This window comes from Allobosea sp. 10L422 (assembly GCF_056395345.1).
The window spans coordinates 201371-226282 of sequence record NZ_JBFTJI010000001.1 but is presented as its reverse complement, the minus strand read 5'-3'; the positions used below and the strand labels follow the sequence as shown (position 1 = coordinate 226282).

At 64.2% G+C, this 24912-nt stretch carries 24 protein-coding genes; 12 read left to right on the top strand and 12 right to left on the bottom strand.

The features are described from left to right. Positions 1 to 10 precede the first annotated feature (10 nt). Both AC1DEZ_RS01065 and AC1DEZ_RS01060 read right to left on the bottom strand, forming a co-directional pair. The gene (locus tag AC1DEZ_RS01065; RefSeq protein ID WP_476778278.1) at positions 11 to 1486 is read right to left on the bottom strand and encodes a SulP family inorganic anion transporter; all 1476 of its coding nucleotides are present in this window, start codon (positions 1484 to 1486) and stop codon (positions 11 to 13) included. A gap of 228 nt (positions 1487 to 1714) precedes the next feature. After that, entirely contained in the window at positions 1715 to 2269 is a 555-nt protein-coding gene (locus tag AC1DEZ_RS01060) for a helix-turn-helix transcriptional regulator (RefSeq protein ID WP_476778277.1), read from the bottom strand. Between the two features lie 53 nt (positions 2270 to 2322). Here AC1DEZ_RS01060 and AC1DEZ_RS01055 point away from each other — a divergent pair, with 53 nt between their 5' ends. The 8 genes from AC1DEZ_RS01055 to AC1DEZ_RS01020 are packed head-to-tail and all read left to right on the top strand — an operon-like array spanning position 2323 to position 10094. Continuing rightward, a complete protein-coding gene (locus AC1DEZ_RS01055) occupies positions 2323 to 3234 on the top strand; it encodes an ABC transporter ATP-binding protein (RefSeq protein ID WP_476778276.1) in 912 nt (303 codons plus the stop codon). Further along, positions 3231 to 3998, top strand: a complete 768-nt coding sequence (locus AC1DEZ_RS01050; protein WP_476778275.1) for an ABC transporter ATP-binding protein — start codon at positions 3231 to 3233, stop codon at positions 3996 to 3998. Before AC1DEZ_RS01055 ends, AC1DEZ_RS01050 begins: the two co-directional genes overlap by 4 nt. Beyond that, positions 3985 to 5196 (top strand): ABC transporter substrate-binding protein, encoded by a 1212-nt coding sequence (locus AC1DEZ_RS01045; RefSeq protein ID WP_476778274.1) that lies wholly within the window; start codon positions 3985 to 3987, stop codon positions 5194 to 5196. Before AC1DEZ_RS01050 ends, AC1DEZ_RS01045 begins: the two co-directional genes overlap by 14 nt. Positions 5197 to 5217: 21 nt before the next feature. Continuing rightward, positions 5218 to 6105, top strand: a complete 888-nt coding sequence (locus AC1DEZ_RS01040; protein ID WP_476778273.1) for a branched-chain amino acid ABC transporter permease — start codon at positions 5218 to 5220, stop codon at positions 6103 to 6105. Next, complete coding sequence (locus AC1DEZ_RS01035; protein ID WP_476778272.1) at positions 6102 to 7058, top strand: branched-chain amino acid ABC transporter permease; 957 nt, start codon at positions 6102 to 6104, stop codon at positions 7056 to 7058. Before AC1DEZ_RS01040 ends, AC1DEZ_RS01035 begins: the two co-directional genes overlap by 4 nt. Next, positions 7055 to 8629 carry an amidohydrolase family protein gene (locus tag AC1DEZ_RS01030; protein WP_476778271.1) on the top strand — a complete coding sequence of 525 codons (1575 nt, stop codon included), beginning with the start codon at positions 7055 to 7057 and terminating at the stop codon, positions 8627 to 8629. The genes AC1DEZ_RS01035 and AC1DEZ_RS01030 overlap by 4 nt, the downstream gene beginning before the upstream one ends. After that, the gene (locus tag AC1DEZ_RS01025; protein WP_476778270.1) at positions 8629 to 9615 is read left to right on the top strand and encodes a CobW family GTP-binding protein; all 987 of its coding nucleotides are present in this window, start codon (positions 8629 to 8631) and stop codon (positions 9613 to 9615) included. Before AC1DEZ_RS01030 ends, AC1DEZ_RS01025 begins: the two co-directional genes overlap by 1 nt. Beyond that, positions 9612 to 10094 carry a GAF domain-containing protein gene (locus AC1DEZ_RS01020; protein WP_476778269.1) on the top strand — a complete coding sequence of 161 codons (483 nt, stop codon included), beginning with the start codon at positions 9612 to 9614 and terminating at the stop codon, positions 10092 to 10094. Before AC1DEZ_RS01025 ends, AC1DEZ_RS01020 begins: the two co-directional genes overlap by 4 nt. A gap of 94 nt (positions 10095 to 10188) precedes the next feature. Here AC1DEZ_RS01020 and AC1DEZ_RS01015 read toward each other — a convergent pair whose 3' ends face one another. Then, entirely contained in the window at positions 10189 to 10431 is a 243-nt protein-coding gene (locus AC1DEZ_RS01015) for a hypothetical protein (RefSeq protein WP_441513360.1), read from the bottom strand. A gap of 57 nt (positions 10432 to 10488) precedes the next feature. On the opposite strand from AC1DEZ_RS01015, the gene AC1DEZ_RS01010 reads away from it, so the two are divergent. The 3 genes from AC1DEZ_RS01010 (at position 10489) to AC1DEZ_RS01000 (ending at position 13287) form a co-directional block, all read left to right on the top strand. Next, the gene (locus AC1DEZ_RS01010; protein ID WP_476778268.1) at positions 10489 to 11211 is read left to right on the top strand and encodes a haloacid dehalogenase type II; all 723 of its coding nucleotides are present in this window, start codon (positions 10489 to 10491) and stop codon (positions 11209 to 11211) included. 22 nt (positions 11212 to 11233) lie between these two features. Next, positions 11234 to 11722, top strand: coding sequence for an Lrp/AsnC family transcriptional regulator (locus tag AC1DEZ_RS01005; protein ID WP_476778267.1), 489 nt, complete (start codon positions 11234 to 11236; stop codon positions 11720 to 11722). 146 nt (positions 11723 to 11868) lie between these two features. Continuing rightward, complete coding sequence (locus tag AC1DEZ_RS01000) at positions 11869 to 13287, top strand: FAD-binding oxidoreductase (protein ID WP_476778266.1); 1419 nt, start codon at positions 11869 to 11871, stop codon at positions 13285 to 13287. A 221-nt stretch (positions 13288 to 13508) separates the two neighbouring features. Here the strand turns inward: AC1DEZ_RS01000 and gabT are convergent, their stop codons facing one another. The 3 genes from gabT to AC1DEZ_RS00985 are packed head-to-tail and all read right to left on the bottom strand — an operon-like array spanning position 13509 to position 16379. Next, the gene (gene gabT / locus AC1DEZ_RS00995) at positions 13509 to 14813 is read right to left on the bottom strand and encodes a 4-aminobutyrate--2-oxoglutarate transaminase (protein WP_476778265.1); all 1305 of its coding nucleotides are present in this window, start codon (positions 14811 to 14813) and stop codon (positions 13509 to 13511) included. A gap of 36 nt (positions 14814 to 14849) precedes the next feature. Next, positions 14850 to 16028, bottom strand: coding sequence for an NAD(P)/FAD-dependent oxidoreductase (locus tag AC1DEZ_RS00990; protein WP_476778264.1), 1179 nt, complete (start codon positions 16026 to 16028; stop codon positions 14850 to 14852). A gap of 12 nt (positions 16029 to 16040) precedes the next feature. After that, a complete protein-coding gene (locus AC1DEZ_RS00985; protein WP_441513367.1) occupies positions 16041 to 16379 on the bottom strand; it encodes a tRNA-binding protein in 339 nt (112 codons plus the stop codon). Between the two features lie 163 nt (positions 16380 to 16542). Here AC1DEZ_RS00985 and AC1DEZ_RS00980 point away from each other — a divergent pair, with 163 nt between their 5' ends. Then, positions 16543 to 18000, top strand: coding sequence for an NAD-dependent succinate-semialdehyde dehydrogenase (locus AC1DEZ_RS00980; RefSeq protein ID WP_476778263.1), 1458 nt, complete (start codon positions 16543 to 16545; stop codon positions 17998 to 18000). A 138-nt stretch (positions 18001 to 18138) separates the two neighbouring features. On the opposite strand, the gene AC1DEZ_RS00975 is transcribed toward AC1DEZ_RS00980, so the two are convergent. The 6 genes from AC1DEZ_RS00975 to AC1DEZ_RS00950 all read right to left on the bottom strand — a co-directional run bounded on the left by AC1DEZ_RS00975 (position 18139) and on the right by AC1DEZ_RS00950 (position 24893). After that, on the bottom strand, positions 18139 to 18837 hold the full coding sequence (locus AC1DEZ_RS00975) for a hypothetical protein (RefSeq protein WP_476778262.1): 699 nt from the start codon (positions 18835 to 18837) through the stop codon (positions 18139 to 18141). Between the two features lie 296 nt (positions 18838 to 19133). Beyond that, positions 19134 to 20270 carry a M24 family metallopeptidase gene (locus AC1DEZ_RS00970; RefSeq protein ID WP_476778261.1) on the bottom strand — a complete coding sequence of 379 codons (1137 nt, stop codon included), beginning with the start codon at positions 20268 to 20270 and terminating at the stop codon, positions 19134 to 19136. Further along, a complete protein-coding gene (locus AC1DEZ_RS00965; RefSeq protein WP_476778260.1) occupies positions 20267 to 21487 on the bottom strand; it encodes a M20 family metallopeptidase in 1221 nt (406 codons plus the stop codon). Before AC1DEZ_RS00965 ends, AC1DEZ_RS00970 begins: the two co-directional genes overlap by 4 nt. A 17-nt stretch (positions 21488 to 21504) precedes the next feature. Beyond that, positions 21505 to 23124: a dipeptide ABC transporter ATP-binding protein gene (locus AC1DEZ_RS00960; protein WP_476778259.1), complete on the bottom strand. Its 1620-nt coding sequence runs from the start codon at positions 23122 to 23124 to the stop codon at positions 21505 to 21507. Positions 23125 to 23128: 4 nt separating this feature from the next. Then, the gene (locus AC1DEZ_RS00955; RefSeq protein ID WP_476778258.1) at positions 23129 to 23953 is read right to left on the bottom strand and encodes an ABC transporter permease; all 825 of its coding nucleotides are present in this window, start codon (positions 23951 to 23953) and stop codon (positions 23129 to 23131) included. Beyond that, the gene (locus AC1DEZ_RS00950) at positions 23946 to 24893 is read right to left on the bottom strand and encodes an ABC transporter permease (protein ID WP_476778257.1); all 948 of its coding nucleotides are present in this window, start codon (positions 24891 to 24893) and stop codon (positions 23946 to 23948) included. The genes AC1DEZ_RS00955 and AC1DEZ_RS00950 overlap by 8 nt, the downstream gene beginning before the upstream one ends. Positions 24894 to 24912: the final 19 nt, after the last annotated feature.

Here is a 24912-nt window from a genome sequence, read left to right as displayed (position 1 = left end):
AAGGCCGCCGCTAATGGCCGGCCACGACCTGCCCTTCCCCCTTGTCATGGACCGCCAGGCGCTCGACCATGGTTGCTGTCGCCTGGTTCATGCCGACGACCTCGACGGCGATATCGTTGTGCCGGAACTTGAGCACGACGCGGTCGAGCGCGTTGATGGCCGTGATGTCCCAGAAATGCGCGGCGCCGAGGTCGATGACGACGTGTCTGACCTCCTCCTCGCGGAAGTCGAAGGCGGCATGGAAGGCCTCGGCGGTGGCGAAGAAGATCTGACCGCTGACGCGATAGATCCGCTTCTCACCCGCGCGCTCCGAGGCCACTGCGAAGAAGCGCGTGACCTTGTGCGCGAAGAACAGCCCGCTCAGCACGACGCCGAAGAGCACGCCCTTGGCGAGATCATGCGTGGCGACGACGACCGCGACCGTGCCCAGCATGACGAAGCTGGAGCTTTTCGGATGGATCAGCAGCGTCTTCAGCGAGCGCCACTGGAATGTGTTGATCGAGACCATGATCATCACCGCGACGAGTGCTGCCATCGGGATCTGCGCGACATAGGGCCCGAGCACGACGATCAGGAACAGCAGGAAGCCGCCGGCCCAGAAGGTCGAGAGGCGCCCGCGGCCGCCCGACGAGACGTTGATGACCGACTGCCCGATCATCGCGCAGCCGGCCATGCCGCCGAAGCAGCCGGCCACGATGTTGGCGAGGCCCTGGCCGGCGCATTCGCGGTTCTTATCGGAGGTCGTGTCGGTCATCTCGTCGACGATCGCCGCCGTCATCAGGCTTTCGAGCAGGCCGACCATGGCGAGCGTCAGCGCATAGGGCGTGATGATCTTCAGCGTCTCGAAGGTGAGTGGGACCTGCGGCAGTGCGAAGAACGGCAATTCGCTGGGCAATGCGCCCATGTCGCCGACGGTGCGGATGCCCAACCCGAAATACATCGATATCGCGGTCATCAGCACGATGGTGACCAGCGGCGACGGCACCGCTCGGGTCAAGCGCGGCAGCAGGTAGATGATCGCGAGGCCGGCGGCGGTCATGGCATAGACGACGGGGCCGCGCCCGAGCAGTTCGGGCATCTGTGCCAGGAAGATCAGGATGGCGAGGGCGTTGACGAAACCGGTCACGACCGAACGCGAGACGAAGCGCATCAGGTTGCCGAGCTTCAGGCTGCCGGCGATGATCTGGAAGACACCGGTCAGCAGCGTCGCCGCCAGCAAGTAGTTGAGGCCGTGCTCCTTCACCAGCGTGGTCATCACCAGGGCCATCGCGCCGGTCGCGGCCGAGATCATGGCCGGGCGCCCGCCGGCGATGGCGGTGATGACGGCGATGCAGAAAGAGGCGTAGAGCCCGACCTTCGGATCGACGCCGGCGATGATCGAGAAGGCGATCGCTTCCGGGATCAGAGCAAGCGCGACGACGGTGCCGGCAAGGAGCTCGCGCGTGATGTTCGGAGCCCATTCGCTCCGCAGATGAGAAATGGTCATGACAAAGCTTCCCGCTCCGGACGGTCGCAGCCTCCGGGCAATCAAGAACGGCCGCGTGCAAGCGGCGACGGATGAGGGAAGCCGGCGCTAGGGCGGGCTCAGGCGCGTGCGGAAGAACCTGATGAGCGCGATCATGCCACGACCCATAGCAGGCCTATGCTGCAGGGCAACGACGCTGGGCGCTTGGACGCTATGCCGTCACGGCAGCCGATCTGCTAGTGTCCTCTTTCACCCGCGCAGAAGTAATTCGACGAGAGCCTGGGTGTTCTTGGCGTTATATTTTCTGAGCAAGCGGGCTCGGTAGATGTCCACCGTGCGCGGACTGATTTCCAGCGCCTTCGCTACCTCTTTTCCGGTCTTCCCATCGATCAGAAGGGTGGCGATATCGCGCTCCCGGGGCGTCAGGGTCGTCCTCAACGATTGACCTGACGGCTGAGCGCGGTCGAGTTCCGAGAAGACCCAGAGGGTATGCGCGTGCGCATGTTCCGGAGTGTAGGTGAAGCCGCTGACCCGAACCCAGAACAGATCGCCGTCGAGCCGGCGCATGACACGGTCATCCGTGTAGCTGCGTTCGCTGGCCAAACGCTCGCCGACTCGGGCGCCCGTCTCCTCATAGTCCGTCTGGGTCGGGTAGAGCCGCTCGAAGGTCGCGCCGACCATATCGGCGATCGAGCCTCGAAAGATTCTGGCGAACTCGTGGTTCCCGGCCACGATAGTCCGGTTCCTGCCGACCGCCAGGCCGACCGGCGCATTCTCGAACGCCTCCCGATAATCCACGTCCATCACAACGACCTCCACGCGGGTGATCCGAGCCGGAATGCCGCCCAAACACTTAAGTGTTCGACACCTATAGCATTAAGCGTATAGGTGTCATAGCGTCCCAGGACGATAAGAGCCGAGCCGCCATGCGGTTTCGAGCAGATGAAGGGCCGACGAGCTTCGTCGAAGCCCTCGGGGAACCGCGACATTGGACAGCCATGACACACGCGCAGTTGGAGATCGCTGATCTCTCGATCCATTTCGGAGGCATCCGCGCGCTCGACGGCGCCTCCTTTGCAATCCAGCCGGGCATTACCACCGGACTGATCGGCCCCAATGGCGCCGGCAAGACGACCTTGTTCAATTGCATCTCGGGGCTGACGCCGGGGGCGACCGGAAAGGTCCGTTTTTGCGGTCGCGACATTTCCCGGGAGGAGCCTCAGGATATCTCGCGCGCGGGTCTGGTCCGCTCGTTTCAGCTCGCACGTGGCTGCGAGAACATGACGGTTTTCGAACACCTCATGCTGTATGGCCCACGCCAACGCGGAGAAGGACTTCTCGGCGCCCTCTTCGGCAATCGCGAGGCACGTAGGCAAGAGGAGGCGCTTCGCGAAGAAGCGCTGGACATGGCGCGACGGCTCAAGCTCGCGCATGTCCTCGACAACCTCGTGACGCGCCTTTCCGGCGGCCAGAAGAAGCTGCTGGAAATAGGCCGGGTTCTGCTCGCGAAGCCGAAGATGATCCTGCTCGACGAGCCCATGGCGGGCGTGAACCCGACGCTGGTCCAGGAAATCGCCGACCATCTCGTCGAGATCAGGAAGAGCGGGATATCGATCGTCCTTATCGAGCACGAAATGGAGCTGATAGAGCGCCTTTGCGACGAGGTCATCGTCATGGCGAGCGGTCGCTTCCTGACGCGCGGCAGCTTCTCAGAAATCGCTGGAAACCGTGACGTACAGGAAAGCTACCTGGGGATGCGGCGCCAATGACCGACCTTGCTGTCCGTGGAATCCGAGGCGGCTATCCCAACGCCGAGGAAATCGTCAAAGGCATCGACCTGGATGTCCGAGCCGGTGATCTGACCGTCATCATCGGCCCCAACGGGGCTGGGAAATCGACATTCCTGAAACTCGTGGCCGGTCTTCTGAGACCGACTTCGGGCGAGATCAGCCTGCAAGGCAAGTGCCTTCAACCGGGGAACGCGCAGGCGGCTTGCAAGAGCGGGATGAGTTTCGTTCCGCAGGAGCGGAACGTCTTCGCAAGCCTGACGATCCGCGAAAACCTGGAGATGGGCGGGTATCTCATTCGAAAGGGTTTGAAGGACCGGATCGACGAGCAGCTATCGCGCTTCCCGCTCCTGAAGACCAAGCTCCGCGACAAGGCCGGCAACCTGTCGGGCGGCCAGCGCCAGGTGCTCGCCATGGGCGTCGCGCTCATGACCAGCCCAAGCGTCCTCCTCCTCGACGAGCCCACCGCCGGGCTTTCGCCAGCGGCCGCCGACGAAGTCTTCGAACTCGTTCGCGGCCTGGCGAAGTCGGGCCTCGCGGTGCTGATGGTCGAGCAGAACGCTCTCCTGGCTCTCGAATACGGAACCAAGGGCCTTGCCCTGGTCGCTGGGCGGAAGGCCCGCGAGGACACCGCCTCATCGCTGCTTGCGGACGATGAGGTGCGTCACCTGTTCCTTGGCCGCCGCGAGCAGGGCCAGGGCGCAAGGCACAAAACAAAACAAGGGGATCGTCATGAGCAAGTTTGACCGTCGTGATTTCCTGGTCGGCGCCGCGGGCGCCGGCTCCCTCGCAGCCTTTTGGCCGCGGGCAGTGCTGGCCCAGGGCGCGCAACCCATCAAGATCGGGATCGTCATCCCCCTGACCGGAGCAACCAGCCAGTTCGGCGCGACGATGAGCGCCGCGGCAAAGATCGCCGAGAGCGATATCAACGCTGCCGGAGGTGTGGCAGGCCGGCCGATCCAGGTTCTGATCGAAGACGACCAGAGCAACCCGGAGGCTGCCGTTCGTGCGGCGCGCAAGCTGATCGACGTCGACAAGGTCGTCTCGATCGGCGGCTCCTATGCCTCGGCCGTAACCTCGGCGATCGCGCCCCTGTGCTACGAGAGCAAGACGGCGCTCTTCACGTCCTCGGGCGCGGACAGCATCACCAAGACGCCGCACAACGGCTACATCTTCCGCACTTCTCCCACCGTGACGCTGCAGGGCACCCGGGTTGGTCGGTACGCGCTGGAGCTCGGTGCCAGGAAGATGTTCTTCCTCGGGCCGCAGACGCCCTTCGCGCAGTCCTACATCGATATCATCTCGAAGCTGTTCAAGGATGCGGGTGGATCCGGACAGGGGCTGATCTACGAGGACAAGCGGGCCAGCTATCGCACCGAGATCGACCAGGCGCTGCGGACGAACCCCGATGTCATCGTGCTCGGCGGCTACGTGCCCGATACCTCCGTCGTTCTCAAGGACCTCTATCGCGCCGGCTTCGGCGGCAAGAAGATCGGATTCTCCTTCGGGGTGAATCAGGTTCTGGCGGACGGTGTTCCTCACGAGGTGTCGGAAGGGACCGCATCGCTCGTACCATCGGCATCCGAGGATTCGACGGCCTACAGAACGCTCATCGGCAAGATGGGGCGGGCGGCCCTCGATAGCTATTCGTGCCAGGTCTACGACCATGTCGTGCTGACCGCCTTGGCGCTGGCTCAGGCTGCGGTCGCGTCGCCGAGCGGCACGGCGGTGCGGGACACCGTCAGGGCAATCTCGCAAGATGCGAAGGGTGAAAAGGTCAGCGACGTCGCCAAGGCGCTGAAGCTCATCGCAGACAAGAAGCCGATCAACTATGACGGCCCGAGCGGTCCGCTCGAATTCGCCGCCAATGGCGACGTCGAAGGCGTCTTCTTCCGGTACGAGCAGGTTCAGAAGGGCAAGATGTCCCTTCTGAAGGTTGCCTGAGCGAATTCGGGCAGGCGAGCCGTGTTCACCGAAATCGCACAATATGTGCTGAACGGCCTCGTGCTGGGAGCGCTGATCGCGCTGCCGGCGCTCGGCCTGACGTTGATCTTCTCCGTGCAGGGTTTCGTCAACTTCAGCGTGGCCGCGCAGATGACCGTCGGCGCGTATGCCGCCTGGTACGCAGGCGCTCATCTGGGGTGGTCGCCGGTCCTGATGCTGCTCTTTGCATTCATGGTCCCGGGGATTCTGGGCGTTGCGACCGACCGTCTCGCGCTCGCTCCCATTCGGCGCCAATCAGGGGCCCATACCGCCTTGATGCTGGCGGTCGTCTCGATCGCGCTCAACCTTGCGATCGAGAATGCACTCCGCTTCCTCTTTGGGAGCGATCTCAACAGCTTCGATCTTCCGATCGAACGCAACGTCCAGGTTTGGGGGCTGAGCGTCGGACCCCAGCAGCTTCGCAATCTGGTTACCGCACTCGTCATCGCCGTCGCGCTCGCGGCATTCTTCTCGCTCACCCGCTGGGGCAAGGCGATGCGGGCCGTCGCCGATAACACCGACCTCGCCAGATTGAAGGGCATCGAGCCGCGCAACCTGTCGAACCTCGCGACGTTCATCGGGATGGGGCTGGCCGGCATCGGCGGTTCCCTGCTGGCGATCGATACGAGCGTCGACCCCTCGACCGGCTCGCGGCTGATCCTCATCATCTTTGCGGCGAGCGTCCTCGGCGGATTGACCAGCCTTTATGGGGCCGTCCTGGGAGCCCTGATCATCGGTGTCGTGGGCGAGGTCGCGATGATCGCCATGCCCCCGGTCTATCAATCCCTCACGGCCTTTCTTGCCATCCTCTTCATCCTTCTGGTGAAGCCGACAGGCCTCTTCGCCGGAGCGGCAGGAGTCAGGAAATGACCTCCTATCTTCTGTTCATCGGGACCATCACGGCGATCTATGCCCTGCTCTCCCTTGGACTCGTCGTGAGCTGGGGCCAGGCGGGCATGGTCAATCTCGGCCTGGTCGGCTTCTTCGGCCTTGGCGCCTATTGTTCCGTGCTCCTGACAAAGCTGGGAGCGCCGATCGGTCTTGGCTGGGTCGCCGCCGCGGCTCTGTCGGCTGCGATCGGCGTGGGGTTCTGCCTGCTGACCCGAACGCTTCGGGGCGACTATCTCGCCATTGTGACGCTCGGCTTCGGTGAGGGCCTGCGTCTCGTCGAGCTCAACGAGCGCTGGCTCACGGGCGGTAGCGACGGCATCTCGGGTATCCGGGCGCCATTCAAGGACGCCCTCGGCGAGCTCTATCCCTGGTTCTATTTCGCCTTGGCCTGGACCCTCGTCGCATTGGTGGTCTGGGTGCTCGCCCGCGTCCTCAGCAGCCCGTTCGGCCGAGCCCTTCGTGCCGTTCGCGACGACGAGAAGGTGGCCGCCGTTGCAGGCAAGAACGTGCTGCGGCTGAAATGCCAGGCCTTCGGTATCGGCGCCGCGCTTTTCGGCCTGGCCGGGGGCCTCTATGCCCACTTCACCAGCTACATCTCGCCTGACAACTTCGTCGTGCAGCTCACCATCTATATCTTCCTCGCGGTGACGGCGGGCGGCTACAGCAGGTTGGTTGGCGCCGTCTTCGGCTCCCTCGCGGTGATGACGATTCTGGAATCCTCGCGTTTTGCCGCCGAGTTCATTCCGGGCCTGAGCGCGGTGCAGATCGCTTCGCTCAGGGAGTTTGCGATCGCCGTCGCGCTGATCGTGATCATGCAGCTCCGGCCACAAGGCGTCTTCGGCCTCCGAAACGAGCGATCGGGCTCACTCAGCGCCGGTGCAGCAACACCTGCAGCAGCTATCGGCCCCGTCGAAGCGAGAATGCCATCATGACGACGCCATCGGCCGCCAGCGCGCCGGGAGATGAATTCGCGGCCATGTTCGCCGCGTCGGGCATGCCCGGCTTGGCGGCGGCGACCCAAAGATCTCGTGGCCGTGAGCCCCGTCGTTATCTCAAGCTGACGGGCGCCCGCATTATCGACGGAACCGGTGCCCCGCCCTGGGGCCCGGCCGACCTGATCGTCGAGAGCGGCCGCATCGTGATCCTGGCCAAGACCGGCAAGGCGAAGCTGCCCGAGGAAGCTCGCGCCGAGGATGTTCTGGACATCGACTGCTCCGGGAAGTTCCTCACGCCGGGCCTCATCGACTGCCATGCGCATATCGGTGCTCCGTTCCATGCGAAGAACGGACCGCAGCCGTCGGCCGATTACATCTACAAGCTCTGGCTCGGCCACGGGGTCACCACCGTCCGCGAGACCGGATGCTTCAACGGACTGTCCTGGACATTGCAGCAGAAGGCGGCGGCCGAGGAGCATCGGATCGACGCGCCGCGGATCATGGCCTACGCGCCGTTCCCGGCGACGACCGACTACGTCAAGAGCTTGCACACGCCGGAACAGGCGGCCGCCTGGGTTCGCGCCGTGAGGGCGGCCGGTGCCGACGGCGTCAAGTTCTTCGGGACGCCGCCCGCACTGATGAAGGCGGCGCTCGAAGAGTGTGCCCGGCACGACCTGCGGAGTTGCTGCCATCACGCACAGCTCGCCGTCGGCCGGATGAACCCGCTCCAGACGGCCGCTTGGGGTCTCAGCAGCACCGAGCACTCCTACGGTATCCCCGAGACGCTGCTCGAAAACCGGACGTTGCAAGCCTTTCCGCCGGACTACGATTACGGCGACGAATATCTGCGCTTTTCGGCGGCGGGCCAGACTTTTATGCAGGCCGCCCGTCCTGGTTCGCCGAAGTGGGAAACGGTGCTCGGGCGCTTCCTCGAAGCGCGTCACAGCTTCGTGCCGACCTTCAACGTCTACGATGCCAACCGCGACCTGATGCGCACGCGGCGGGCGGATTGGCACGAGCGCTTTACCGATCCGACGCTCTGGGCCTATTTCCAGCCCCAGCGCGGCGGGCACGGCGCCTATTGGTATCGCTGGTCGACGACGAACGAGATCGAGTGGCGGGAAACGTTCCGTCTCTGGATGCGCTTCGTCAACGACTACAAGAATCTCGGCGGGCGTATCGCCGTCGGCAGCGATTCCGGCTTCATGTTCCAGACCTACGGCTTCGGCTATGTCCGGGAGCTGGAGCTCTTGCAGGAGGCCGGGTTCACCCCGCTTGAGGTGCTGCGTTCCGCCACCGCCTGCGGCGCCGAGCTTCTGGGCATCGATCAGGATACCGGGACGCTCGAGATCGGCAAGCGCGCCGACATCCTGATCCACCGCAGCAATCCGCTGAACGATTTCAAGCTGCTCTACGGCACCGGCACGATGCGGCTGAACGACGCCACGAAGTCGGTCGATTGGGAGCGCAGCCTCGAGACCGTGATCAAGGGCGGCCTGCTCTATGACCCGGCCGAACTCCTCGTCGATGTCGAGGCGATGGTTGCGGCAGCCCGGCAGGGGGCGTGATGCACCGCCCTGCCCCAACGACGGAGCGGCCGGAGTTCATCGTGCTGACCGGCCCTTTGGGCTCCGGCAAGACGACGCTTCTCTCGGATCACCTCTCCTTCGCGGACACCTCCGACACCGGCGTCCTCGTCAACGATGCCGGCGAGGTCAATATCGACGGGGCGGTGATCAGTGCCGACCATCGAAATCTCGCTCTCGCCACGCTCGATGGCGGTTGCGTCTGCTGTTCCCTCGGCAATGATTTGCAGGAGGGGATCGATGCCTTGCTGCTGGCCTGGGCGGAGCGGCATCTGGCACCTCCGCGGCGGATCATTCTCGAAACGAGCGGCCTCTCCGAACCCGCGCCGATCATCCGCTCCCTGCGCGCGATCCGGCAAGTCGCGTTCGATGTCCGCATCATCGCCACCTTCGACGCCTCGGCCCCATTCGTCGGCGACAACTTCCTTCCGCACTATGCATCGCAGCTCGCGGCCGCGCAGACGATCGTGATGACCAAGCTGGATCGGCTTTCCCAGCGGGAATGGAACCGCTGCGCCACCGAAGCTCAAGGCTTCAATCCCCTGGCGGCGCAGGTCCTGACGGATCAGCCTCGCGAGCGGGCGCTTTTGGCGTTCTCGGCGCAGGGCGATCGATCTGTCCCCGGGACAGCTCGTTTCTCTGCGATCGCTGCCACGGCCTCGCGCATCACGGTAGCCTTCGCGGAATGGAAGCCGGATGCCTCCTGGAGCTCGATCTCCGAATGGATCGAGAATCTGGCCGGATTCTTCGGAACCCGCCTCCTGCGCTTGAAGGGCCTCGTCAGGCCCGAGGGCCATCCGGATCCCATGCTCATCAATGGCGTCGGCGATGCGTTCTCCCCTCCCCGTCGGATGCGGGTGAAGGACGATGTCTGCCTCGGCCTGATGCTGATCCTGCGCGATGTCACAGCCGGCGATCTTATCCAGCCCTTCGGTGGCGAGAACCAGCCGACGGTGAGGGTTCGATGATCGCGCACGACGACATCCGGGCCTTTCTCGCCGTGTTGACGAAAGCGACGAGCGAGAAGGCTATCTTTTCCGCCCTGGAAGAGCATTCCGCAGGACTTCACGCTCATCTGCTCTTCACCTGCCTGCGCTTCGACTACGACGACATGGTCATGTCGCGTCTTTACTCGAACCGGGAGGACGTCAGCCCGACCGGCGGCTCGAAACCGCTGCCGAGCAGCCGATGGGCCGATCGGCTCATCCTGGAAGGCAGAAGCTATGTCGGCCGGAGCCGGCAGGACCTCAAGGACGTCTTCTTCGACCACGAGGCGCTGTGGGCGATCGGTTGCGAGAGCGTGATGAACATCCCGGTGCGCTGGCTGGATCGAACGGTTGGCTCGATCAATATTCTCGGCAGAGCGGCGCAGTTCGAGGAAGAAACGGCATCGCGATTTTCGGTCTACGCGCAATTGGCGGTGCCCCTCTTCCTCAAGACGGTCTGACCGGGATGCGTTCATTTCCAGCCCAAACCCGTTGCGATTACCCCGATGAGGCCGGACCAGCACATCGTGCTGCGTTGCCGCGGCGTCTCGCTCGTCAGTGGGAGAAGCACGCCGCCGGCCGGGCCAAGCAGTTGCAGCGGCTTATAAATTCGAGTTCCGCAGCGCCCTGCCCCGAGTGCACGCGAGCGGCAGATGCCGCTGTTTCACCGGTCGCATTCAGCAAGAGCTGCGGATTGCGCTTGCAGGTTTTCTCGCTGTTGCGGCGGAACACGCGGCACATTGAGGACAGACAGGAGATGCCGACCGGGGCTGCTGGCAAGACTTCATCGATCGCCATGCCGCCGCCCTCAGGCGCCGACCATCGTTTCGTTCCCTCAAAGACAGGACAAGACCTATGAAACTCACAGACTTCAAAGCGCTCACCTTCGACTGCTATGGAACGCTGATCGACTGGGAAACGGGCATGTTCGAGGGACTCAAGCCACTCACCAGCCGGCTCGCGACGCCCCTCACGCGCGATCAGGTGCTGGAAGCGCACGCCCGCCACGAGTCGTCGCAGCAGTTGCAGACGCCGGCGAAGACTTATCGCGACCTCCTGCCGATCGTTTACAAGCGACTGGCCGAGGAATGGGGTGTCGCCGTGACATGGGACGAGTGCGTGGCCTATGGCCAGTCGGTCAAGAACTGGCCGGCATTCACCGACTCCGCCGGCGCCCTCCAATACCTCAAGCGGCACTACAAGCTCGTGATTCTGTCTAACGTCGACAATGAGAGCTTCGCCGCCAGCAACGCGAAGCTCCAGGTCGAATTCGACGCGATCTACACGGCCGAGGATATCGGCTCCTACAAGCCGTCCGATCGCAACTTCGACTACATGCTCAAGAAGCTGGAGACGCTCGGTATCCAGAAGCACGAGGTCCTGCACACTGCCGAAAGCATGTTCCACGACCACGGACCGGCGAACAAGCACGGCCTGGCATCCTGCTGGATCTATCGCCGCTACGACCAGGATGGGTTCGGCGCGACGATGCACCCGGGCGACATGCCCAAGTATGATTTCCGCTTCAACAGCATGGCCGATCTCGCGAAGGCGCATCAGGAAGCGCTTCGCGGCTGATCACGAGGGGAGAGACGCGGGAATGGCGGGCGCACCGAGACTTGATCGCATCGACATCAACATCCTCGCGCAGCTCCAGCAGAACGCCAGGTTGACCAATGTCGACCTGGCGGACGCGGTGGGGCTATCCCCGAGTCCGTGCCTTGCCAGGCTGCGACGTCTGGAGGAAGCGGGCTATGTCGTCAGCTACAATGCCCGCATCCAGCTGTCGAAGCTCGTCGACCACATAACCGTCTTCACCGAAGTGACGCTCAACGATCATCGCCGCGAGGACTTCATCAAGTTCGAGGTCGAGATCAAGCGCTATGAGGCCCTTCAGGAGTGCCATCTGGTGAGCGGTGGGTACGATTATCTTCTGAAATTCGTGACCAAGAATGTAGCCCGTTACCAGGAACTCATGGAGGGCATCCTGGAGCGCAACATCGGCGTGGAGAAGTACTTCAGCTACATCGTGATCAAGACGATCCTCGATAAGGAGCACGTCCCGGTGAAGTACATTCTCGACCAATAGGCCCGCCGGTCCGCTGCGGATCATTTCAGACAGGCTGTCTCGCAGGGACCCCATCGCTTCGGGGAATACAACTCGGTGCCGCCCACGTTGCTCGCTCGTTCCTAGCCTGTCCTTCGAACCGCAACCTCAGGAAGAACGCTGCCCCCATGGATGCCATCGCTCGGGTGCTTTCCAAACTACCGCAAGACATCGTGACCTGCGACCAGGACATCATTGCCGCCTACACGACCGATTTCCGGAAGTTGTATTCCGGCAGTACCCGGGCATTGCTGCGGCCACGGGATACCGCGGAAGTCCAGGCGATCGTCCGGGCCTGCGCGGAGGAGCACGTTCCGCTCGTCCCCCAAGGCCGCAACACGAGCTACTGCACCGCGGCCACGCCAAGTCGCAGCGGCGACGAGCTCGTCGTCAGCCTCGAGCGCATGCACCGGGTGCGCGACCTCGACCCCGGCAACCTTTCCGTCACGGTGGATGCAGGAATCATCCTTAGCGAGCTTCAGCGCGCCGCCGACGATGCTGGCCTGTTGCTCCCACTCTCGCTCGGCTCGCAGCAGTCCTGCCGGATCGGCGGCAACCTGTCGACGAATGCCGGCGGCGTTTCGGTTCTGCGTTATGGCATGGCCCGGGACCTGGTTCTCGGGCTTGAAGTCGTGCTCCCCGATGGCGCGCTCTACAGCGAGCTCAGCCCGCTGCGAAAGAACAACTCGGGTTACGACGTGAAGCAGCTCTTCATCGGCGCGGAGGGCACGCTCGGCATCATCACAGGCGCTTCGCTCAAACTGACGAGGAAACCGCAGCAGACGATAACCGCGTTCCTCGCGATCAAGCATATCGAAGATCTGGCCGGGATTCTCGATGCCGCCCAGCGCGAAACAGGCGAAGCGATCACCTCCTTCGAATATGTCTCGGAGACGTCGTTGCAGCTCCTGCTGGCGTCACGGCCTGACTTTCGTCGCCCGCTCGCGAACCCAGCCGATCACTACGTCCTGATGGAGGCTTCGACGTCGTCGTCGGTGCTCAACCTCGAGGAGGCGAGCACCCAACTGCTCGCAGAATTGATGGAAAGCGGCCTTGTCAGCGATGGAGCCATCGCCGCAAGCGGACAGCAGGCCGCGGACTTCTGGCAATTGCGGGAAAATATCCCGGAGGCCGAAGTCCATCACGGAGGCTCGGTCAAACATGACGTTGCCGTTCGCACGTCCCGTCTCGCGGCGTTTATTCAGGCAGCTTCGAAAATCGTGAACGAGAACCGTCCCGGGGCCATCCTCTCCGTGTACGGCCACGTCGGTGACGGGAACGTCCATTTCAACGTCGTCGCGCCGCAGGGCATTTCCGCGCCTGAATTCAAGGCGCGGTTCGAGGAGCAGGTATCGCCGAAGATCTACGAGCTCGCTTTCGACATGGGCGGGACCTTCAGTGCCGAATACGGAATCGGACGCGTGAAGCTCGACCTGCTCGCCCGTTTCGGGGCTGCGTCGAAGGTCGACATCATGCGCCTCGTCAAGCAGGCACTGGATCCGCAGAAACTGATGAACCCTGGAAAAGTGATACCGAATGTCGACTGAGGCCTGGTGCGGTCTCGCAGACAAGTTCGCGCTCGCACCCAGGCTTGCATCGGAGGCCGGCCGTAGGTGTGGCGTGCTCTCCAGCACAATTTGAGGTGCCACCATCTCAGCGGCCGCGCTCGATATACCTGCCTCAGACCCCCTGTGAAATTCCACGAGGCGCTGAAACGTCTTTTCTGGCCCCCGGTGAACGCGAAGCTCACCGGGGTAGCATGATTGCCTTAAGCCGCCTTGGCCGCCTCCGTGCCAGCCAGCACCTCACCGAGGATGTGCATCGCCTCGTCGAGATCCGCGTCAGAAATGACGATCGGAGCGAGGAAGCGGACGATATTGCGGTGAACGCCGCACTTGATCACCAGCAGGCCCCGTTCGCGTGCGCGTTCCATGACCTGATGGGCCCGGTCCGCGTCCGGCGCCTTGGTCTCGGCGTCGGTCACGAATTCGAGCGCGCGCATGAAGCCGAGGCCACGCACCACGCCGATATCGGGATGCTTCGCCTTGAGCGCATCGAGGGCAGCCGACAGCTTCCCGCCGAGAACCCCGGCGCGCTCGACGAGACCGTCCTGCTCGAAGGCGTCGAGCACAGACAGCGCCGCAGCGCAGGCGACTGCGTTGCCGCCATAGGTTCCGCCGAGGCCTCCCGGAGCCGGCGCATCCATGATCTCCGCCTTGCCGACGACGCCTGAGATCGGGAAGCCGCCGGCCAGACTCTTGGCGACCGTAACGAGATCCGGCTGGATGCCGGAATGCTCGAAGCCGAAGAGCTTCCCGGTCCGGCCGAAGCCCGTCTGGATCTCATCGGAGATCAGCACGATGCCGTGGCGTTGGGTGATCTCCCGAAGCGCCTTCATGAACGCGGCGGGAGCCTCGAGGAATCCGCCATCGCCCTGGACGGGCTCGATGATGATCGCAGCGACGCGATCCGGCGCGATTTCGGTGGCGAACACCTCTTCCAGGGCCGCGATCGCATCCTGCGAGGATACGCCGCGATAGCTGTCCGGGTAGGCCGTATGGTAGATTTCGCCTGCGAAGGGGCCGAAGTTCTGCTTGTATGGCTGGGCAAAGCCGGTGAGCGTCACTCCAAGCAAAGTGCGGCCGTGGAAGCCGCCGCGGAAGGAGATGATGCCCGGACGATTGGTGTAGCCGCGGGCGATCTTCACTGCATTCTCGACCGCCTCCGCGCCGGTGGTGAGGAAGACGCTCTTGTACGGGGCCCCCTTGCCGACGAGCTTGTTGAGACGTTCGGCCAGAGCGATGTAGGGCTCATAGGCCGCAACCTGGAAAGCAGTATGCGTGACGCGCTTGAGCTGCTCCTGGACGGCGGCCACAACGCGCGGATGGTTGTGCCCGACATTGATGACGCCGATGCCGCCGACGAAGTCGAGATAGCGCCGACCGGTCTTGTCCCAGAGATACCCGCCCTCCGCACGATCGATGACGATGGGATGGGCGGTCAGAATGCCGCGCGGAATGTTGTCGGCGCGCGCCGCCAGAAGCTGTTCGGAAGTTCGCTGATCGACAGGCATGGGTTTTCCTTTCCGTTGGAACGAAGCGCGTTTTCGTCAGGCGAAGTCTTCCAGCGTGCCGACGACCGGCACTCCGGCGTCGGGATCAACAACGCAGGCACGCCCCGGCGAGACATTCTCGGCGGTGATGCCAAGCGCCGCGAGGTCGGCTGGAATCGAGGTGTCCAGCGCGAAGCTCGCGGCGAGGCGCGCGGCAGCCGCGCCAGCCATCACGCCATTGCCGCCCTGCCCGGCCAGCCAGATGAAACCGGGCTGCTCCGGGTCTCGCCCGATGACCGGTTCATGATCCGGAGCAAAGGTCCGCAGACCGCCCCATTTGTGGACGACGGTCCTCACCTCCATCGTCGTGCAGCGATGGATCCGGTCGATCGCCACGGCGATTTCCAACTCGTCAGCCTGTGCATCGCAGGGAGCGGACGGTGCCATGTCGACGGGCGACACCATGATCCGGCCCGCTTCGGGCTTGAAATAGAAGGTCTCGGCGACGTCGAAGGTCATCGGCCAGCTTTGGATCGTGCTGCCTGCCGGCGGATCGAAGACAACGGCGGTTCTGCGGAAGGGCACGACGTTCCGGAAGGATAGGCCGGCGAGCTCGGCGATCTCCTGGACCCAGCCGCCGGCGGCATTGACCACCACCGGAGCCTCGAAGCGGCCCCGACGGCTTGAGGCCCGCCATGTCTCCCCCGCGTGCTGAAGCGACTGAACCCTCGCGTCGGGGACGAATGTCCCGCCGTTCTTCCGGAGCGCCCTCAAATAGCCCATGAGGAGAGCGTTGGTGTCGATATCCTTGCAGTCGGGCTCGTAAAGCGCCGATACGAATTCACTGTCTCGGACGACCGGGCAGAACCTCAGAGCCTCCTTGGCCGTGGTCATTTCGATCGTCGCGCCGCGTCGGAGCATTTCGTCGGCCTGGCACTGAAGCTGCGCTTGCTCTCCATCTCGGGCGAGGAAGAGCGCGCCGCGGGGCGTGACCAGCGGAACGTCGGTGAAGCCATCCGGAGGCGTCTCCAGAAAGGCTCGCGACGCCGTCACGAGCCTGCTCCACAAGGCCGGACCGTAATTCTCGGACATCACGGCGGCCGACCGGCCCGTAGAGTGGTAGCCGGCAGAGGCTTCCATCTCCAGCACGACGACCTTGCCGTGGCGGCTCAGCTCGTAGCCGACCGAAGCACCGGCGATGCCTCCGCCAATGACGATGAAATCCGCGGTTTCCATGATTTCGGTCCCTCAGAAGACCTGCTCGCCCAGTCCGACCTCGTTGGTCGGCGACAGCAGCTTCACATTGCCGGCGGCGTCGCGCGCGCCGAGGATCAGGATTTCCGATTGGAAGCCGGCGATGTTCCGAGGCGGCATATTGATGACGCAGGACACCAGGCGGCCCACGAGCTCGTCGGCGGCATAGCTGGTGATCTGGGCGCTCGACCATTTCTTGCCGAACTCTGCGAAATCGACCTCGACCTTGTAGGAGGGATTTCGGGCACGCTCGAACGGCAATACCTGCACGATGCGGCCGATCCGAATGTCGATCTTCGAAAAATCCTCGTAGACGATCTGATCCTTGGTCATTTTCCAGCCCCGCATATTCGCCTTACAGAAAGCACTGCCTGCCTGGCTGGATCGGCAAGAAGTGAAGCCGCATTCGCGCTTTGCGATCGATCTCGATGCTCCTTTCAGCAGATCGTGCCGTGGTTCGCGAAGCATGATGCCGACAACCCGTCGGAGGTCTGGCATGACGATCGCTACCCAGTTGAAAGATCCCTCGCTCTTCAGCGAGCTCTGCTACGTCGATGGAGAATGGGTGGGAGCGAACGACGCCTCGACCTTTGCCGTCGACAATCCCGCGAGCGGGGCGATCATCGGCAACGTTCCTCGGTGCGGAGCATCGGAGACGGAGGCAGCCATCGCGGCCGCAGAGCGCGCCTTCCACTCCTGGAAGACGCGGACCGCCGCCGACAGGGCGCACCTCCTGGAGCGCTGGTACGGCCTCATGATGGAGCACAGCGAAGATCTCGCGCGCATCATGACGCTCGAGCAGGGCAAGCCGCTGGCCGAGGCGCGCGGAGAGATCGTCTACGGCGCCTCCTTCGTGAAGTGGTTCGCCGAAGAGGCGCGTCGCGTTTACGGCGAGACCATTCCTGCCGCGACCACCGACGGCCGCATCATCGTCCAGAAGCATCCGATCGGCGTGGTCGCCGCGATCACGCCCTGGAACTTCCCGAACGCGATGATCACGCGGAAGGCGGCGCCCGCCCTTGCGGCCGGCTGCACCATCGTGATCAAGCCCGCCGAAGCCACGCCCTTCTCGGCACTCGCACTCGGCGTGCTCGCCGAGCGTGCGGGGATTCCGAAGGGGGTGATCAACATCCTGACGGGCCAGCCCGGCGAGATCGGCGGCGCCCTGACGCGCAGCCCGCTCGTGCGGAAGCTGACCTTCACCGGCTCGACCCGCGTGGGCAAGATCCTGATGGAGCAATGCGCTGCCACGGTGAAGCGCGTTGGCCTGGAGCTGGGTGGAAACGCTCCGTTCGTGATCTTCGATGACGCCGATCTCGATGCCGCCATCGCGGGTGTCATGGCCAGCAAGTTCCGCAATGGCGGCCAGACCTGCGTTTGTGCCAACCGCATCTTCGTCCAGGACGGCATCTACGACGCCTTCGCGGAAAAGCTGGCAGCCGCGGCAGCCAATCTCGTCCTCGGCGACGGCCTGGCGGACGGCACCACGATCGGCCCCATGATCAACCGGGTAGCTATCGACAAGATCCAGCAGCACGTCGACGATGCTACCGCGCGCGGAGCCTCGCTCGTCCTCGGTGGCAAGGTCCGTTCCGGGCTGTTCTACGAGCCGACGGTGCTGAAGGGAGCCACCGTGGAGATGAAGATCGCCAGCGAGGAGACCTTCGGCCCGGTGGCTCCGCTGTTCCGCTTCTCCGAGGAAGCCGAGGTCATCACCCAGGCGAACGACACGCCGTTCGGCTTGGCGTCATATCTCTATACCCGGGACATATCCCGAGCATTCCGGGTGGCGGAGGCTTTGGAATTCGGAATGGTCGGCATCAACGCCGGGTCGGTTTCGACAACGACCGCTCCCTTTGGCGGCATCAAGGAGTCCGGTCTCGGTCGCGAAGGGTCTCACCACGGCATCGAAGAGTTCCTGGAAATGAAAACGCTTCATCTCGGTGGCATCTAGGACATCCAACCATGGAGCAGTGCATTCTTCCCCCCGAAATCGAGGATGCGCCGAAGCTGACAGCTAAACGCCAGCCTCGCGGAGGCAGTCGTTCCAGGTTTCAATCCGCAGGAACCAACGGGATCCCGCGAAAGCATGCTAAAGTGCTTGGATCTCAATGACGTCAGGCGCAGGCCGAAATCTCTGCAGTCTGATGCAGGCCACTGGCAGCCCAGCTTCCTCGATCATCAGCCGCCCGAGGCCAACCTTGTCGTCTGGCGCCTGCCGGTACCAGCTTTCCAGCCGATCAACATGCGCCGTGATACCGATCGCCTCAGCCATTTTCTCTGCATCGCGCCTGACTGCCGAGCTGGGCAGAACGACGCGAAGAATGAGCAAATGCCTCGATAGATCAAAAGATCCGTCATCGGAGCTGGGCACACCTTTGAGAACCTCGGAGTAAAGTGCTTCCCAAAACTCCTCGGCGCCCGGGAGAACGAGCTCGAACGGAATCATCGTCAAATGCTCGAGGTCGTTGTCGAGCGCCTCGACCTGATGCCGTTGCCTTACCGGCAACGCTTCGGTGGAAGCGAACTGCCAAACCCGATCGACCAGGTAGCGTTCCAGGTGACGCAATTCATGGGCTTCAATTCGATGGTCGAGGTCGCCACTGACTACGACATGAGCGGTTCGGGAGTTGGGATCGACCTTGGCAAAGGAGCGGTTCCAGAGATCGAAGAACCCCGCTTCGCTGGGCGCGGGGCGACGTATTCTGACGAGGTAGCCTGATTGCTCCTCGATATCTTTTGCGAGAATTCGGGCTTCTTGGCTTACTCTAAGACTGGAATCGATCCGCATCCGCTATCCCTGTCGCGCTCCCCACCGCACCGGAGGCATTGATAGGGCCGAAGCAACAGATGGTCGAGCCGGCCAGCGTGTGCCCTCTATCGCCTCGATCCGAGCCAGCGCCTAATCAGCCACCGATGGGCGTTGGCCACCAGCCCAAGCGATCATTGGAGCGATCGAGATGTCTCCGGGCTCCTCGCGCCAACCCCTGGCATTGGATTATCGCCAGAAAGCGGACACTCATCTCCCGCGGCGTATCGCTACAGAGGCCAGGTCCATGAAGTCGTTCGTTGCGTTATCTCGACGAGTTACCGCCAGTTGGCCGAAAGCAGCATGCGCGGCGCCTGCGTCAGGCGTCGCGCGCCCTCCATTTCCACAACGACGCTTTCGCTGAAGCCCAGCCCGCCCGCAGACACATACATATGGAAGACCATGCCCTCCTCCAGCCGCCAATCGGAGCTCGGCAGGAAAACGCGGGAAAAATCGCTTGGCCGCGGAGTTCGGCCGTAGAGACCCAGCGTATAGCCGCTCACGTTGTCATAGGCTGGCCGCAGGCCCTCGGCGAGAACAGCCTTTCGGAGGATGGCATCGACATCGCGCGCGACAGCGCCTGGCTTCATGGCCGCGAGCTGCCGGTCCTGCAGGGCGACGAGGCGTTCGGCGAGCGACGCAAGCCCGCGGCGATCCTCGCCGATCAGGACCGGCCGCATCAGGCGTGCGCCGTAATTGCGGACCTTCGGGATCAGCTCGACGTGAAGGATGTCGCCATCTCGCAGCGGCTGCGCCGTCATGACGCCATGCAGGAACTCATGGTCGCCGATCCCGGGCACGATGGGGCCGGTTTCGCCGGTGTCGGCCCCGTTCTCGAGGAAACAAGCCGCAGCGATCGCGGCCGCTGCACGCGGCGAGAGCCCCGGCCTCGCCTGAGCGGCAATGGCCGCCATGGCCTTGTCGGCGATGCAGCCGGCGTCTCCGATCAGGCAGATCTCCAGCGGCGATTTCACGGCCCTGAGCAGATCGCTTGCCGCAGGCAGGTCGATGAAGCGCACCTCCGGCAGCAGGGCGCCCAGCTTGTCGCGCGTCGCGGCGGTAAAGCCGTAGGAGCTGTGATCGGCCCCGATACGGGCGCCCGCCAAGCCGCGGCGGCGCAGCTCATCGGCCATGATCGCATGGGGCTCGGCCGTATCGGCATAGCCGACGATGTCGGAGAACCAGCAGGCGGCGCGGCAAGGCCCGGCATCGAGCTCGCGCAGCACGAACCAGGGCTCGCCCTCGCGCGGCAGGAAGGCCGCGCGATACATCGTCTCGGAGACGGTGTAGCCCGTCAGCCATGCCAGGAATTCGGCATGATCGACGAGCATGATGTCCACGCCGGCCTGCGCCATCGCGGCGCGGGCCCTAGCGACCCGTCCCGCGAATTCCTCACGCGGAAAGGGCGGGCTCACGCGACCTCGCAGATATCCAGGATCGTCAGCATGTAGATGCGGATCATGTCGAGGAAATCGCGGATCTCGACGCGCTCGTCGGGCATGGTGTTGTAGCGCCCGCCCGGTCCGCAGACGATGCCTTCCATCCCGGCCTCGGCATAGAGATGGCCGGCATCGGTGCCGAAGAAGCCGGGCGGCTTGATCGCGCCGGTCGGCTGCTTTTCGCCGCGCACGGCCTCGTAAGCCGCGTTGACGGTCTTCACGATGCGGGCATCCTTGGCGACCTCGAAGGCCGGCATCGACTGATGCCCTTCCTTCTTCTCAATGCGGATCGTCGTCTTCAACCCTGGAAAGCGCTGCTCCAGCGCGGCGAGCTCGCGTTTCATGTCGGCGAGCGCGCCTTCCTGGGTCTGGCCGGGCGCATAGCGGCCGGAGCCCTTGAGCTTGCAGTAATCCGCCACCTGCGGCGCGCGCCACTCGTGCAGCTCCTTGCCGAGGGCGCCATGGACGACGCCGACATGGACGCGGTTGATCGATTCATGCTCGGGCGACGGCGCGCCCGAGAAGGTCATCGCATTGAGGCGCGGGACGAGATCGCAGGCCGCCATGATCGCGTCGACCGCCTGCTCGCGCTTGGAGAGGTGGCGGGTGTTGCCGGTGAGTTCGATGACGAAGGAGAAGGCGCAGGCATGCATCGTCACGGCCTGCAGGTCGGTCGGTTCGCTGTTGACGAAATAGTCGGCGCGGATGCCGTTGCGGATCGCCGCGACGGTGCCGACACCGCCCTGCAATTCGCCGACGACGAAGGTCAGGATCACGTCGCCCTTCAGCTTCACTCCGGCATTGATCAGCGTCTTGACCGCGCAGTAATAGGCGGCGTCGCCCGCCTTCATATTGGAGACGCCGATTCCGTAGATGAATTCATCGTCGATGACGCCACCCCACGGGTCGACCGTCCAGCCTTCGGTCGCCGGGTTGGTATCGAGATGGCCGTTGAACAGCAGGCTTTTGCCCCCGCCCTGCCCCGTCCAGCGGCCGATGGCATTGGCGCGTCGACCCTCGTCGAAGGATTGCGCCTCCGCCTCTATGCCCATCGCCTTCATCTGATCGACGACATGGTAGACGAGCGCCTTCTCGCCTTCGGTCTCGGAATAGCTCTTCTGCTTCACCCAGTCCGAGAGCAGCGCGAGGCAGGCCTTCTCGTCGAGCGAATGGATCAGGTCGCGGGGGTTCATGCGTGTGGCCTCTGATGTCAGGCGGCAGCCGTGGCCGGGGCGGGCACGGCTTCGAGCAGCGATTGGGTGTAGGGATGGAGGGGGCCGGTCGAGAGCGCGGCGATATCGACGAGATCGACGAGGTCGCCGCGATACATCACCGCGATCCGGTGGGCGATCTGGCGCACCAGATTGAGATCATGGGTGATGAAGAGATAGGCGGTGCCGAAGCGCTTCTGCAGATCGACGAGAAGCTCGACCACCGAGGCCTGAACGGAGACGTCGAGCGCTGACGTGATCTCGTCGCAGATCACGAGCTTCGGCTTCGAGGCGAAGGCCCGCGCGATGGCGACGCGCTGCTTCTCGCCGCCGGAAAGCTGGTGCGGGTAGCGCTCGGCATAGGATGCCGGCAGCCTGACCTGTTCCAGCAATTCGCCGATGGCAGCAGTGTCCCTGCGGGCGCCCGGCTCGCCATAGAGCGCGAGCGGCCGGGACAGGATCTCGCGGATGCGCTGCCGCGGATTGAGCGAGGAATCCGGGTGCTGGAAGATGATCTGGACGTCGCGGCGATAGGTCCGGTCCATGTCGGACAGCCCGGTGATCCGTCGCCCGGCGAAGCGGATCTCACCCTCGAAGCGGTTGAGCCCCGTCATCGCCTTCGCCAGCGTCGACTTGCCCGAGCCGGATTCGCCGACGATGCCGAGGATTTCTCCGGGCATCACCGACAGGCTGACCTCGCGATTGCCGGTGAACTGCGTGTTCGCCCGGCCGAGCAGCCCGCCAAGGAAAGGCTTGCGGCCATAGAGCACGCTGACCTTCTCGACCTCGACCAGCGGTTTGCCGGTCTCCGGTCCCTGCGTCTCGACCAGCCTGTGGTCCGGCCGCGGCACTGCGGCCAGAAGCCTCCGGGTGTAGCTGTCCTGCGGCCGGGCGAAGACATCGCCGACAGCGCCCTGCTCGACGATCCTGCCGCGATGGATCACCGCGACCTTGGTCGCGATCTGCGAGACCAGAGCGAGGTCGTGCGAGATATAGAGCGAGGCGACTCCGGTCTCTTCCTGCAGTTCCTTGAAAAGATCGAGGATCTGACGGGCGGTGATGACGTCGAGCGCCGTCGTCGGCTCGTCGAAGATGATGCATTCCGGCTGGCAGGCGAAGGCGGTGGCGATGACGACGCGCTGCTTCTCACCACCCGAGGCCTCATGCGGGTAGCGCCGCATCATCTGCTTGGGCATTTTCAGCCCGACATGAGCGAGGCGCTCCTCGCCCTCGGCCCAGGCCTGCTTCCGGGTCAGGCCGCGATGGCGCACCAACACCTCGGCAAGCTGCTCGCCGAGCGGCAGCGTCGGGTTGAGCGAGGTGCTCGGATCCTGGAAGACCATGCCGATGCGCTTGCCCCGGATCGCGTCGATCTCGGCTTCGGACGCCTTCAGCAGGTCCTGCCCGGTCAATCGGATGCTGCCCGCCTCGCGCGCAGTCGCGGGCAGGTAACGCATGATCGCCCAGGCGAGCGAGGTCTTGCCGGAGCCGGATTCGCCGACGAGGCCCAGCACCTCGCCCTTGGCGACCTGGAGGTTGACATCGTCGAGGGCTCGCATGAAGCCGGTTGGCGTCGCGTAGTCGAGGCTGAAGCCGGCGATGTCGAGGATCGTGCTCATCGCGTCAGGTCCTCGGGTTCAGCGCGTCGCGCAGGCCGTCGCCGAGCAGGTTGAAGCCGATCGCGACCAGCGCGATGGCGAGGCTCGGCCACAGGATCATCCAGGCGCTGAGATGCATGAAGCGGCGGGCCTCGGCGACCATCAGCCCCCATTCGGAAGCCGGCGGCTGCGCGCCCAGCCCGAGGAAGGAGAGCGTCGCGAACAGCATCACCGCGAAGGCGACGCGGATCGTCATCTCGACGATGATCGGCGCCACCACGTTCGGCAGCATCTCGCGCCCGACGATGAAGGCTGCGCTCTCGCCGCGCGCGATCGCAGCGTTGACGTAATCCTGCTTGCGCACGGCGAGCGCGACCGAGCGCGTCACCCGCGCCATGCCCGGCGCGAAGGCGAGCGCGATGGCGAGCAGCGCGTTGAGGCTGCTCTTGCCGAGCAGGTTCACGATCAGGAGCGCCAGCAACAGGCTGGGGATCGACATGATCGCGTCGACGGTGCGCATGATCGCCTCGTCGCTGCGCCCGCCCAAGAAGGCCGAGACCGTGCCGATCACGGCTCCGACCAGCGTTCCGAGCACGGTAGCCAGCACGGCCAGGACGACGGTGGCGCGTGCGCCGTGCAGCAGGCGGCTCAGGATGTCGCGCCCATACTGGTCGGTGCCCAGCCAGAACTGCGCGCTCGGCGGTTTGTAGCGCATCAGCGGCGCCATCTTCTCGGGATCGTAAGGGGCGAACCACGGCCCGACGATCACGACGAGCAGGATCAGCCCGACGATGACGAGGCCGAGAGCGCCTTGCGGCGAGCGCAGCATGCGCTTGAGGATCTCAATCATACTGGATCCTCCGGTCGAGCCAGGCATAGGCGATGTCGGCGAGGAAATTCGCGACGGCATAGGTCGTCGCCATGATCAGCGCGCCCGCCTGGATCGAGGGCAGGTCGCGCGCCTGGATCGCGACGATGAGCTGGCGCCCGATGCCAGGCAGGGCGAAGATCTCCTCGACGACGATGACGCCGCCAAGCAGGTAGCCGACATCGAGCGCGACGATGGTGATGGTCGGCAGCAGCGCGTTGCGCAGCGCATGCTTGAACAGCACCTGCCGCTTCGACAGCCCCTTGAGGCGCGCGGCGCGGATATAGTCGGAGTGCAAGACGTCGACGAGTTCGGAACGCACCATGCGCGAGACATGGGCGATCAGGATCATCGACACCGTCAGCACGGGCAGGACGAGGTGCTTGAGGCCTCGCAGCGGATCTTCCGTCAGCGGGACATAGCCCGTCGCCGGCAGCCATTGCAGCCAGTCGGCCAGGATGAGCACCACCAGCGTCGCCGTGACGAATTCCGGCAAGGAGACGCCGATATAGGAAAGGAAGCTGACGCCGAGATCGGCCGCCCTGCCGCGCCTGACAGCCGCGACGATGCCGAGCGGGATCGCGACCGCCAGCATCAGCAGGATCGAGAACAGCGCGAGCAGCAGCGAGCGGCCAAGCGCCTCGATCATCGCGGGCGCGACCGGCTGACCGGTGCGCATCGAGATACCGAAATCGCCACGGACCACGCCGCCGAGCCAGTGCAGATACTGCATCCAGATGGGGTCGTTCAGCCCCATCTTGAGGCGCAGCGCCGCCAGCGCATCCGGCGTCGCGTTCTCGCCCAGCATCATGACGGCGGCATCCGCCGGCAGGATCTGGGTGATCGCGAAGACGATCAGCGACACCACCAGAAGCGTGTAGCCGATCAGCAGGATGCGCTTGAGGATATAGGCCGGCGACACGCCGCTGCCCTCGCCTGCG

What these genes read in the sequence shown, in the direction of transcription:
- AC1DEZ_RS01010 (WP_476778268.1), top strand. Translation starts at nt 10,489, where the DNA reads ATGAAACTCACAGACTTCAAAGCGCTCACCTTCGACTGCTATGGAACG.
- AC1DEZ_RS00985 (WP_441513367.1), bottom strand. Translation starts at nt 16,379, where the DNA reads ATGACCAAGGATCAGATCGTCTACGAGGATTTTTCGAAGATCGACATT.
- AC1DEZ_RS01005 (WP_476778267.1), top strand. Translation starts at nt 11,234, where the DNA reads ATGGCGGGCGCACCGAGACTTGATCGCATCGACATCAACATCCTCGCG.
- AC1DEZ_RS01065 (WP_476778278.1), bottom strand. Translation starts at nt 1,486, where the DNA reads ATGACCATTTCTCATCTGCGGAGCGAATGGGCTCCGAACATCACGCGC.
- AC1DEZ_RS01025 (WP_476778270.1), top strand. Translation starts at nt 8,629, where the DNA reads ATGCACCGCCCTGCCCCAACGACGGAGCGGCCGGAGTTCATCGTGCTG.
- AC1DEZ_RS01000 (WP_476778266.1), top strand. Translation starts at nt 11,869, where the DNA reads ATGGATGCCATCGCTCGGGTGCTTTCCAAACTACCGCAAGACATCGTG.
- AC1DEZ_RS01060 (WP_476778277.1), bottom strand. Translation starts at nt 2,269, where the DNA reads ATGGACGTGGATTATCGGGAGGCGTTCGAGAATGCGCCGGTCGGCCTG.
- AC1DEZ_RS01020 (WP_476778269.1), top strand. Translation starts at nt 9,612, where the DNA reads ATGATCGCGCACGACGACATCCGGGCCTTTCTCGCCGTGTTGACGAAA.
- AC1DEZ_RS00965 (WP_476778260.1), bottom strand. Translation starts at nt 21,487, where the DNA reads ATGAACCCCCGCGACCTGATCCATTCGCTCGACGAGAAGGCCTGCCTC.
- AC1DEZ_RS00975 (WP_476778262.1), bottom strand. Translation starts at nt 18,837, where the DNA reads ATGCGGATCGATTCCAGTCTTAGAGTAAGCCAAGAAGCCCGAATTCTC.
- AC1DEZ_RS01045 (WP_476778274.1), top strand. Translation starts at nt 3,985, where the DNA reads ATGAGCAAGTTTGACCGTCGTGATTTCCTGGTCGGCGCCGCGGGCGCC.
- AC1DEZ_RS01050 (WP_476778275.1), top strand. Translation starts at nt 3,231, where the DNA reads ATGACCGACCTTGCTGTCCGTGGAATCCGAGGCGGCTATCCCAACGCC.
- AC1DEZ_RS01035 (WP_476778272.1), top strand. Translation starts at nt 6,102, where the DNA reads ATGACCTCCTATCTTCTGTTCATCGGGACCATCACGGCGATCTATGCC.
- AC1DEZ_RS00980 (WP_476778263.1), top strand. Translation starts at nt 16,543, where the DNA reads ATGACGATCGCTACCCAGTTGAAAGATCCCTCGCTCTTCAGCGAGCTC.
- gabT (WP_476778265.1), bottom strand. Translation starts at nt 14,813, where the DNA reads ATGCCTGTCGATCAGCGAACTTCCGAACAGCTTCTGGCGGCGCGCGCC.
- AC1DEZ_RS00990 (WP_476778264.1), bottom strand. Translation starts at nt 16,028, where the DNA reads ATGGAAACCGCGGATTTCATCGTCATTGGCGGAGGCATCGCCGGTGCT.
- AC1DEZ_RS00960 (WP_476778259.1), bottom strand. Translation starts at nt 23,124, where the DNA reads ATGAGCACGATCCTCGACATCGCCGGCTTCAGCCTCGACTACGCGACG.
- AC1DEZ_RS01030 (WP_476778271.1), top strand. Translation starts at nt 7,055, where the DNA reads ATGACGACGCCATCGGCCGCCAGCGCGCCGGGAGATGAATTCGCGGCC.
- AC1DEZ_RS01015 (WP_441513360.1), bottom strand. Translation starts at nt 10,431, where the DNA reads ATGGCGATCGATGAAGTCTTGCCAGCAGCCCCGGTCGGCATCTCCTGT.
- AC1DEZ_RS00955 (WP_476778258.1), bottom strand. Translation starts at nt 23,953, where the DNA reads ATGATTGAGATCCTCAAGCGCATGCTGCGCTCGCCGCAAGGCGCTCTC.